At 39.0% G+C, this 11,970-nt stretch carries 4 protein-coding genes; all 4 read right to left on the bottom strand.

Translation table 11 applies throughout. The annotated features are described in order from the left end of the window. Positions 1 to 44 precede the first annotated feature (44 nt). Complete coding sequence (locus H6G06_RS00205) at positions 45 to 950, bottom strand: hypothetical protein (RefSeq protein WP_190555921.1); 906 nt, start codon at positions 948 to 950, stop codon at positions 45 to 47. 78 nt (positions 951 to 1,028) lie between these two features. Further along, entirely contained in the window at positions 1,029 to 2,204 is a 1,176-nt protein-coding gene (locus tag H6G06_RS00200; RefSeq protein WP_190555919.1) for a DNA double-strand break repair nuclease NurA, read from the bottom strand. A gap of 91 nt (positions 2,205 to 2,295) precedes the next feature. Next, positions 2,296 to 3,078, bottom strand: a complete 783-nt coding sequence (locus H6G06_RS00195; protein WP_190555917.1) for an HAD family hydrolase — start codon at positions 3,076 to 3,078, stop codon at positions 2,296 to 2,298. Between the two features lie 197 nt (positions 3,079 to 3,275). Beyond that, positions 3,276 to 11,465: an Ig-like domain-containing protein gene (locus H6G06_RS27730; protein ID WP_190555915.1), complete on the bottom strand. Its 8,190-nt coding sequence runs from the start codon at positions 11,463 to 11,465 to the stop codon at positions 3,276 to 3,278. Positions 11,466 to 11,970: the final 505 nt, after the last annotated feature.

Genomic DNA, 11,970 nt, shown 5'->3' with positions numbered 1-11,970 from the left:
GCATTCCCAGTCTGAGACTGGGAACGAGATAACACACCCTACATTTATTCACCTATCATATAAATAGAAGCACCCATATTTTCATCATCTGTTCCTACTATTATTCCTCCTGCTGCACCTGGTACAATTTCTAAGCCTTCAATTTTATGATATTTATCCCGGTAAATAGGGAAAAGTTGCTGATTTGGTCGCCATTGTATTTTGTTATCATTCAAGCTTAAATAACCTGCAACATAAACAGCAGACTCAAATGGTCCATCATCTCCATTATCACTAGCTGAGGTAATATAAACAATTCCGGCATTATCTATTTTAATATCAGAAATATGGCGGACATTACCATCAGGAAATGGTACTTTAAAATTAGCTGTACCTGCAAGAGTGATTTGATATTTAGCTAAATTTAATATTCCCCAATAAATCTTTGCTGGTTCTTCACCTTCTCCGCGATGTCCCCAAATTGCCATTAATTTATTATCAATTTTCTGTAAACTGAAAGATTCAAAGTTGCTATTTTTAGCAATTTCTGGTAAATCAAATTCTTTGATTATAGAGATAGTTTTGTTTTTAAAACCTAAATTAAGATGATAAGCTTTACCAGCACTAGATAAAGCAATGAAATCAGAGTTATTTGTCTCTGGAATAGATGTTAATGCTTCTAAATCATTAGGTGATTTTATCTTATTTTGCCAATTTAAGGGGAAATATTCAGTTTGTTTTTTACCTTGAATACTAATAATTGCTAAACGTCCTTGATTTGGTTTTTTGTTGTCATGAACAATTAAAAAATCTAGTTTATTACTTTGTTTTTCTATTAAAGCTATCCCGCTAATACCAAAGGGAATACCACCGCGAACAGGTATCCAATTTTGTGCAAAAATCTCCTGAGATGATAGTAATAATCCTCCCAAAACTGCTATCGTGATGATTAATCTGAGAAATTTCGGCATAGTGATTTATCTAAGTAGATTTGTCATCATACCAAACTCAGGGAAACTATCTTTTGTATTCAGGGTTAATCGTTTTTATTAAGCGATACTTCCCCGCTTTCTGGCTTCTTTGTAAGAAATACCCACATTTTTTATACCAGCTTTAATCATTTCTCGTTCCAAAAGGGCAAAGAAATGGTTTCTATCCCCACCTCTGACTACAGCTTGATTATGTGCCTCCGCAATTGCTACAGGATAACCGTATCCTTTTTGCACCTGTGCCAACATTAATCCTAGTGCTTGATCCAACATACTAGAATTTTCTGCTACCCACATAGGAAATTCTATCCGGGCAATTTCTGTACCTACATGAACGTAACAAAAATAAATAGTTTGGTCTTCATATAATTGTAAAATGCGGTTATTGCTACGCCATAGGGGTCCGCGTTGTCCTGGTTGCAGTTGGGTTGTCCATAAAGTTGTATCTCGTAAATTATCAAATTTTTTACATGGTAAAGCTTCCAATTGATCGGGGCAATAACTGATACAATCTGGGACGGGATGGGGACAAGCTAACAACCGTAAAAAGTTTGTGGCTTCGATGTTACGGGCGGCACTAAGATAACCCATGATGGGAATTTCCGCTTTACGTAATTGTTGCCAAGCTTCTAAAATAGGGGGTAAGATGCGATCGCGGGCATCCATCGGTAATTGATCTAAAAACCAGTATATTAAGGAACCATCTACCATTGCTAAAGCTGGTGCTTCGGTTTTGGCACTACAAGCCAGTTCTGCTAATACCGTGGTTTCATCAGCAGTACGGCGATGACTCATCCATTCTTCGGTTCTTAAACCCCACTGACGGGCTATATATAAATCTTCTGGGCGATAAAATACCTCCGGTAAACTATCGAGAATAGGGTGGCGATTTTGACCGTAATGTAATACGACTCTGCCGATATTTAATAAGTAACAATACGCAATTTCGTGATGGTTAGGGGCAATTTGGGAACCATCGGTAGCAATGACAGTATGAACTTTGGGGGGAGTGGGAATATCAATACAGGTTTCTAAAGGTTCAATGGGTGTAGCATTAGCAAAAAGTATGCGATCGCGCCATTTTTCTTGCCGTGAAATTAACTCTTGTTGACACTCAAAAGCAGTTTTTAAATGTTCTTTTGCTAATTCCAACCTGCGGTTACTTTCAGCAACTTCTGAAGAAAGATGCTGACTTAAACCTTGCATTTGTCCCGCTATTTTTGTTAAATCCAGCATAATAATTTTTCAAAGAATAGGAATTTAGATCCCCGACTTCTTATAGAAGTCGGGGATCTTGCTTTTTACCAATTTATCTTTACAAACATAGCTACCATTTAGAGAAATCTTGAGAAAACTGAGAAAGTGATATTACCTGAATGCGTGAATCATTTTGTCCTGCTTCTCTTTCTGGTTGAGTATTATAACCCCAATCTGCTAAGAAAAGTTGGACATGATCTAAGTCTGATTGCTTTTGGACTAATTGTAATGTTTTCAGTCTATCTTCAACAAACCATAACCTTACAGGTTTATGTTCAGCTTTCTCAATTAATTCTCGCAAAGTTTCATATTTTGGGCGTTTTACTTCTTTCCCAAAAATCGCTGCGGGTGGTAAATCAATTCCTTCCTGTTGTAACAATTGCTTGACAAAACGCCCTTCTTTAGTCGTGACTATATATAGCTTTACTCCACTAACAAGAGTCATTTTGAGTCTTTCTATCACACCCGCATAGAATTTATGCAGATTTAACCAACCATTTAAATCTGTAGCTATCCATTCATCCCGCAAAGTGTCAAGTTTTTTAGCAACTGCTTTCGCGTCTAGGTTATCTGCTGCTAAAATCTGTGGAGTAATATTTACCCATTCTTGCAGAATTTTATCATCAGAAAAACCCTCAATTAAGGCTTTAATCAAAATAGGCATTTCCCAACCCGTTTCAATTACAGGACGCAAGCGATAGAATCTTAAAGCTAAATCATCTGGTGGTGTATCGTTAGCAGATGACCAAATTTGACAGTAGGTACGCCAAGCTACCTCAAAATATTCAATTAGTCCATCGCAAATCACTCCATCAAAGTCTAAGGCTAAAATCGTGGGACTATTTGCTGTCATTGTTTTGAGGTGAAAAACTGCTTTTTTTAGCTTACCCGAACTGGAAATTATTTATTGTATCTGAAATTCCGCCCTTCTGTTTTCGCAATATACTCAAAATGGCTTAATCGTTTGATTTTATAGGTAGGGGTTTAGCATTGCTAAACCCTTACAAATCTAGTACAACACTGCGTAAATAATACAACCTACTGCTATTTTTAGAAGAACCAGAAATTAGCTCCTGTAATGTTCTCAGAGATATTAGAACTACTAAAGCCACTGGTTCCAGATAAAGTAACCAATAGATCCCCTGTAGCAAAACCAGCATTCCCAGCAATTCCATCACCGAGTCTAAACTGCGTTGAATTACCAACAGTCTTAACATCAATGTCAGTAATACCAGAGAACAATAACAAGTCACCACTTATACGATTAAACTGCCGAATCATATCTGTACCGTCGTCCTTGGCATAGATGACACTATCTACACTAGCATCTATACCCAGGTACAACCTGTCATTACCAGCACCACCACTGAGGCTATTAGCAGCCATGTTACCTATGATGGTATTGTTTAGCTCGTTACCAGTGCCATTGATATCAGTTATACCTGTTAAAGTCAGATTTTCTAGGTTGTCTCCTAAAACCCAACTCACAGCAGATCGGACAGTATCTATACCCCCATTCTCTTCTTCACCGATGATGGTGTCAGTTGGGTTATCAATAATATAGATATCGTTACCTTCATCACCACTCATGGTATCTGCACCTAGTCCACCATCCAGATAGTCATTGCCAGCTGCACCAGTCAGGTTATCGTCACCATCCCTGCCGTAGAGTTTGTCATTACCAGCACCACCACTGAGGTTATTTGCCGCATTATTGCCTGTGATTCTGTTGTCAAGGTCGTTACCTGTGCCATTGATAGCAGTTATACCTGTTAAAATCAGGTTTTCTAGGTTGTCTCCTAAAACCCAACTCACAGCAGATCGGACAATATCTATACCCCCATTCTCTTCTTCACCGATGATGGTGTCAGTTGGGTTATCAATAATATAGATATCGTTACCTTCAGCACCACTCATGGTATCTGCACCTAGTCCACCATCCAGATAGTCATTGCCAGCTGCACCAGTCAGGTTATCGTCACCATCCCTGCCGTAGAGTTTGTCATTACCAGCACCACCACTGAGGTTATTTGCCGCATTATTGCCTGTGATTCTGTTGTCAAGGTCGTTACCTGTGCCATTGATAGCAGTTATACCTGTTAAAATCAGGTTTTCTAGGTTGTCTCCTAAAACCCAACTCACGGCAGATCGGACACTATCTATACCCCCATTCTCTTCTTCACCGATGATGGTGTCACCTGGGTTATCAATAATATAGATATCGTTACCTTCACCACCACTCATTGTATCTGCACCTAGTCCACCATCTAGATAGTTATTACCACCTGTACCCGTCAGGTTATCGTTTTGGTTGCTACCTTTGATGGGTTTGGTATTGACGGTGAGCTTAACTGTGGCGGTATCTTTGCCATCATTACCATCATCAACTTGGTAAATGAAAACATCCGTTCCTGTAAAATCCGCAAAGGGAATGTAGCGAATAAAGTCATCTTCGTAATTTTCAGGTGTGCCGTTGTCATTGATTTCGGCAGTACCGTGCATGGGTGCAATGGCGATCGCTAAACTGAGTGCATCATTGTCGCTGTCTTGATCATTACTCAGGACATCAATATCAACCGCCGTACCTTCCTTAGTTCTAGCAGTATCATCCTCAGCAACTGGCACATCATTAACTGAATTTACCCCGATAGTTGCAAAATGTAATTCATCGGAGAAGAATTTACCATCAGTCACACGGAAGACAAATTGCGTGTAATTATCACCGAATGTGTTATTTTCCGGGGCAAAGGTGAGTAAACCTGCGTTAATATCTTCAGCAGATACCTCTGTTTCTTCTGTAATAACTTGATCACCAATTTTTAACGTACCTTGGTCGGGTAAAGTTTCAATGATCACAGATTTTAAGGTATCGTTTTCGTCTCCTTTGGTAAAGGGGAAATCAGAGACAGCAAAGGTGTAGGTAGTATCTTCATTGAGATTAACGCTAAAATCTGCCGTATGAGGGGGGAAAATGTTGTCTGCTTGGTAGATACTATTGCTGAAACGGTATTCCAAAGAAGCCGGATTGAAAGTATTACTAAACTCGTTTACAGTCATTTCTTGGCCATGATTGATAATTTGACCGAGTACATCCTGTAATTCTTGGGCAACCGAAACCATTTTCGCGTTGACTTGGAAAAGTTTGTCGTAAATGTTATAGGTTTTGCTCTCAAAACCATATTCGGCGACTGCTTTGTTTAAAGCTGATACCGCAGCCTCTACAGCAAAAGTAGCCGCTAATTGCAGATTTTCGTTTAATTCTGGGGCAACTTTAGCGATAATATCGCTCACCTCCCGCCCAAAACCAAACGTAACATCGTTTCTTTCGATAAAATGATCAGCTACAGCATCAATGATCTGATTGATGGGTTTTCCGGTAAAAGCGGCTAATTGTTCGCTAATTAACTGAACTTGTGCGCCAATTAAGTAAGTTTTGGAAGGTTCATCAAAGTTTTGGGGATAACTCCACGCCTCATCTTCTCCTGTATCGGGGTTGAATTTTATAGCGGGAGGATTAGTTAAGCCTGTGAAACTGATTTCAAATTTGGTATTTTGATCGGTAATTAACCCATCAAATACTACAAGCTGGTATACGCCATCTTCATCAATCACCGTCTGAGGTAAGGGGTTTAACGAAAAACTTAAATAATAAGCCCCTGAAACACGCCATTTATCAAAAATCAAAGATTTAGCGTCTTCTGCTGTCCCTTCTGTTTTACGAGCAATCCGTTCTACTAAACTGGTGAAGGGAGTAATCACAGGTGAACCCACAGGGGCAGTTAAAATTCCCTCAAAGGGTAATTCGGAACCAGAATCAATTCCCCCAACCATCGCCAGTCTTCCTTCAGAGAGGTCAATTGTCCCATCTTGATTGGTATCAACTTGATTGAAGGTTGCATCGTCAATGAATAACTGGAATTGACCGTTTTGATTAGAAAGAGTGTAAATTTCGCCTTCGTCGTGGATACCGTTGAGATTAGCATCGAGGAAGACTGTCCCCCCTTGAATAAAGCCATCAATGACTTTACCATTGACAAAATTGTAAGTATAGTTACCAAAACCGTCGATAAATTGAATTTTTTCGATGTTATAGATAGTATCTGTTCCATCGGCGCTAATGACACGATTGCCGCTAAAGGTGTAGCGAGACTGATGGCCTTCTAGAATCAGCGTATCTGTACCCAAGCCACCATCAATGTAATCATCCCCTTTACCGCCTTTGAGTGAATCATTCGCTGTATGACCATAGAGGCTATCATTGCCCTCACCACCGTCTAGATAATTCCAAGTTCCATCGGCACCACTGCCGGCGCGACCATAGAGGACATCATTGCCATTTTCTCCATAAAGGTAATCATTGCCTTCGTCTCCCCAGAGTTCATCATTCCCAGCACCCCCATAGAGATAGTCCTGACCACCCCTACCATGAAGAATATCATCACCAATACCACCCCGCAAATGATTATCCGGACCGTCACTACCCAAAATAGTTGTTCCTAATATCCGTCCTTTGGTCAAAGTCCCATCGTAAAATTGAAAGTTTTCGATGTCTGTAGTGATTTTTGTTTCATTATTCCCTTGTAAAATTATTGTTGTTACTGGTTCAGTCGTCCCAGGTCTTTGGAACTGTTGATAAGTGATGGTGTATTGAAACTTGTATCCCTGTACAATCAGGGTATCATTGCCACTACCCCCAACTAAAGTATCATTACCGAAACCACCATCCAAGGTATCATCTCCGTTGCCACCGTCTAGGGAGTCATTACCGGAACCACCGTAGAGAGTATCATTACCATCTTCTCCGAAGAGATAATCATTATTATCTTCACCCCAGAGGATATCATTGCCCTCGCCACCAATGAGATAATCCTCACCAGAGTTTCCATACAGGGTATCGTTGCCAGAAATCCCATAAAGGGTATCCTTCCCAAAACCACCCGCAAGATAATCATCCCCTAAGAAACCAGCAAGATAATCATCCCCATCATCTCCAAAGAGAGTATCATTTCCCAATTCCCCCCAAAGAGAATCGTTACCAAAACCACCAAAAAGTAGATCGTTTTCACTACCCCCAATGAGATAGTCATTTCCCCCATAGCCATATAAGGTATCATCCCCTGATCCTGCATCGTAATTATCGTTGCCAGCAGTGCCATAATATATTGTGCTAAAGAGTTGGGAGGCGGTGTAAGTTCCTTCATCAAATTGGAAATACTCAACAGACAAAATATTTTTTGTCCAGGAATCTCTGGTCAGAGTCACATAGGCTATCCCACCACTCAAGGTATAACTATCTTTCCTCCCAGGGAGGATAACTAAATCTTCTCCTTCCTCTCCAGATACATAATCATTGCCATCCCCAGGATTTAGGGTGTCATTACCACGACCACCGGACAGGTTATCGTTACCAGATAATCCTTGCAGATTATCATTTCCTTCAAGACCATAGAGTGCATTATCTCCATAAGTTCCGATGATGGTGTCATTCCCGCCAGAACCTAAAACATTTTCAATGTAATATAACCAGTCACCCAAAGTATCACCACGTAGAGCGATAGTACCTAATAGATCAATTTTCCAGTTTTCGGTGCTGTAAGAATAGTCAACGAAGTCACTGCCATTTTCCCCATTCAGCGTATCATAGCCGTCACCACCACTGAGGGTATCGTTGCCATCCCCACCGTATAATTTATCCTCACCACTGCCCCCCCAAAGGTAATCGTTTCCTGCGCCACCAGAGAGGGTATCATAGTCGTCTCCTCCTTGTAATGTGTCGTTTCCGTTATTCCCGTAGAGCAGATCGCTGCCTTGATCCCCTCTAATCAAATCGTCTCCTTCATTTCCGTAGAGGGTATCATTTCCCGCCCATCCATTGATGGTATCATTGCCCCAGAAACCATCGAGGACATTGGCATTATTATCCCCTGTAATAGTATCGTTACCTTTGCCAGCAATGACTTCTTCAATAGATTTGAGGGTATCTGTCCCATCAGTATTAGTATTAGTGTTGCCTGTACGGGTGACACGATTGTTATTTATATCTACATTAATCCCAGTTAGTATCCACCTATAGTCAGCGGTATCAAACCCATCCCCTCCATCAATCAGATTATTGCCAACGCCACCAGCGAGAAAATCATTACCTACACCGCCATAAATTTTGTCACTGCCACCACTATAGGTTTCATTACTATCTCCATCTCCATTAATATAATCATCTCCATTCCAGCCATAAAGTTCATCATCGTCGTTTTGTCCTAAGATATGATCATTGCCGTCTCCCCCAAAAATAGTATCTTTGCCATTACCTCCCCTCAGGCTATCATTTCCACTGCCACCATCAACCAAATCATCATCTAAACGACCATGTAGGAAATCATTTCCGCCATTGCCGAATAGTACGTCTTTGTTGTCATTTCCATCCTTATTGTTATTGCCATTATCACCTGTATAGTTAATGGGATCTGATTGTCCCCCAAAAATGTCTCTGAAAATACTTGTGATTCCATTCCAGATCGTAGAAGCAGTATCATAGATGAAATTAGCAATTGCAGAAACACCGGACATGAAACCATCGGTAATTAGTTCAGCAATGTAGCCGGGAATTGAACCGATGACTCCTAATAAGGCATCTTCAACTATTCCCCCAATACTGGTAAAAGAACCTAAAGAAACGGAAAAATCAAATTTTTTGCCAAAGGCAGTAAAGCCGACACTGGCTTGAGCATTACTAATATTTGCGCCAACAGTAACGCTAAAACTCGTCCCAAACTCTCCTAAGAAACCGGCATCAATATCAATATCACCTTTAACGGTCAAATTACCATTATTTACACTAAAAGATGCACCAGTAAGGGGAATACCAGCTACTTTAACTGTTCCTGAACCACTACCACTTAAATTCTTGGGATCTAATGATAAATTCAGGTTACTAAGTTGTAAAACATTGGCAAAGCCGAGATTAACATTACTGATATTGAGTTGAGAGCCATTAATACTAAATGAAGCACCGGCAATTGATTGACCAAATAAGGTTAAAGTTCCTGAGCCACTACCGCTTAAATTTTTAGGGTCTAAGGATAAATTAACGTTATTTAAGCCCAAGAGTGAACCAAAGCCTAAGTTAACATTACTGATATTCAGTTTTGAGCCATTAATACTAAATGAACCGCCAGCAATGGATTGACCAAATAGGGTAAGATTTCCAGAACCACTGCCGCTTAAATTTCTGGGGTCTAAGGATAAATTAACGTTATTTAAACTTAAGAGTGAACCAAAGCCTAAGTTCACATTACTAATATTTAGTTGTGACCCATTAATACTAAATGAACCGCCAGCAATGGATTGACCAAATAAGGTAAGATTTCCTGAACCACTACCGCTTAAATTTCTGGGGTCTAAGGATAAATTAACGTTATTTAATCCTAAGAGTGAACCAAAGCCGAGATTAACATTATTGATATTCAGTTTTGAACCATTAATACTAAATGAACCACTAACTAGGGAATAACCGAATAAGCTGAGATTTCCTGAACCACTCCCACTTAAATTTCTGGGGTCTAAGGATAAATTAACGTTATTTAAGCCTAAGAGTGAACCAAAGCCAACATTAAAATTACTAATGCTGACTTTGTAGTTCTCAATATTAAATGAACCTGTGGTTAAAGATTGACCAAATAAGGTTAATTTTCCGCTTCCACTTGCTTTGGGATTGAGAAAATCTAAGCCAACGTATAAATTATCAACATCAATGGCTAAAACATTAAAAAAATTGAGATCAAAATCCTTAATAATAATAGCAGTATTAGAAATCTTAAAGTCTATTTTGGCAATTTGTGTTCCAAATACTTCTAACTTACCGTCTCCTTGTAAATATTGTTCACTAGGAGAGACTTTCAAAGTGAGTTTTAAATTAGGACTATCTGCTCCTGTTAACTTTAAAAATCCCCAATCTAATTTAGACAGTGTTAAGGAAGCATTTAAGACTTGATTTTCTTTATCAACATGAGCCAATAAAATGGCTTCTTGTCCCCATGCAGTTAGTTTACCGTTAATTCCAAAACCTTGTTCTAATAAATTGCTCCGACTGCCAATTGATGTGGGAAAGGGTACAAATTGAATTAGCGGATCAATTGTTCCGTCGCCATCTCCATCAATAGATTGAATTTTAACATTTAGCAGCTTATCTAAAAACTGTAACCCTGAATTGATAGGAGCTAAATCTATAGCATAATTATCAATCTGCTGCAACATAAAAGAATAAACTGGGCCTGTCCACATTTGCACCAAACTAACAGGGGTATTTAACGTTAAAGTTAATGCCATGTTATCGATGTTAAGGGGGTCGTAGAGGAAGTTAGCATCAACATCAATGTTTCTATTTAATGTTGTGTCTTTCCAGATGACTGTACCCCCAAAGCCAAATGTTTCAATGCCTGGTGTTCCTACTGTCCAACCAGCTTGAAAGGCTAAACTGTTAATTTGTATTCCTTTTAAACCAAAAGGATCTTGCCAATAATCACCAGTATTACTATCTAAATTAAATGCTGCTCCCACTGCCGTAGTATCTTGGACATCAACCCCAAATCCCCCAGATAGTAGTAATTCTGGTTCATTATCTTGGGTAGGATCATAACCATTGATTAATAAATTACCGGTCATGGTAAAACCTATTCCCCCGCTGTGATCTACACTTAAATCAAGAGCAGGATCTACAAATTCAATACTAAAACCTCCCAATTCAAATATAGTGATTTCTTTTTTCCATGTCCCGTTTAGGTTTGCTGCTCCATCGGGATCGATGCTTAATTGAACGTTGATTTTTCCTAAATCAAAAATTTGATCAATATACGCAACTGGGGCAAGTTGGATTTCTGATAAATCAAACTGGGTAATGATATTTAAACCCTTTCCTAGACCAATTTCGCCTAAAACATCATGTTCAATGTCACTTTGGGTTTTCGCAAAATAAATTTCCGGTGTAACAAATTGAAAATCTTTGATAATTGGGACTGAAGGGAGAATTTCACTAAAATCTAAAACATAGGAATTATTCGATTGTTGGTAGTTAATTCTGACTACATTATCGTCAACATTTTCGACGATAACACTACTAACATTGGTAATTGCTTCTTCTAGCTGACTTTCTAATAAGTCAAGAATTATATAACCTTTAGACTCTAAATTGTTGAATAAAGCATCCCAAGATGTAAAGGTAGCGGAAGTGATAATAGTAGGCATAGTTGTCCTGAGGAAGTATTTAAGAGATTCACCCTATGCAGATATTAAAACTATCCATTGCTATTATTAACCGTATTAATACCTGATTTCTTTTTCAGGTTATTATAGGGGTTTATAGAGCAATTTAGCCTAAAAAAAGCCCAAATTGGCTTTCTAAGCAGTAAATAATTCAGGATTGATGTTTAAACTCTCTTTTTGAGCTTTATGAGAAATATCCAGTCCGTTAGAATATTAAGTAGGACTTACACAAGTGTTACATTAAACAGCAAATCTTCATCAATTTTATTAAAGTCTTTAGCATTATTTACAAACTCCTGTTCATCCACTTGTGTCGAGGTTCCAGTTAGAAAGTCGAGGTCGTGGTAAACAGTGATTTCATTGTCAGTTTTTTTCTAAAGCTATGGCTTTATGGCACGCAAGTTATCATCAAGAATTGGTATTAACTGTTATGATTAATTCACTGAATGCTTTTGAGCATAATTTCTTTCCTTTTGAGATAGTGTGA

It is taken from the genome of Anabaena sphaerica FACHB-251, assembly GCF_014696825.1.
GTDB lineage: Bacteria > Cyanobacteriota > Cyanobacteriia > Cyanobacteriales > Nostocaceae > RDYJ01.
The sequence above is the reverse complement of the archived record's forward strand: the minus strand, read 5'-3'. Positions and strand labels throughout refer to the sequence as shown.

Coding starts and splice junctions, on each gene's coding strand:
- H6G06_RS00200 (WP_190555919.1), bottom strand. CDS start 2,204: ATGCTGGATTTAACAAAAATAGCGGGACAAATGCAAGGTTTAAGTCAG.
- H6G06_RS27730 (WP_190555915.1), bottom strand. CDS start 11,465: ATGCCTACTATTATCACTTCCGCTACCTTTACATCTTGGGATGCTTTA.
- H6G06_RS00205 (WP_190555921.1), bottom strand. CDS start 950: ATGCCGAAATTTCTCAGATTAATCATCACGATAGCAGTTTTGGGAGGA.
- H6G06_RS00195 (WP_190555917.1), bottom strand. CDS start 3,078: ATGACAGCAAATAGTCCCACGATTTTAGCCTTAGACTTTGATGGAGTG.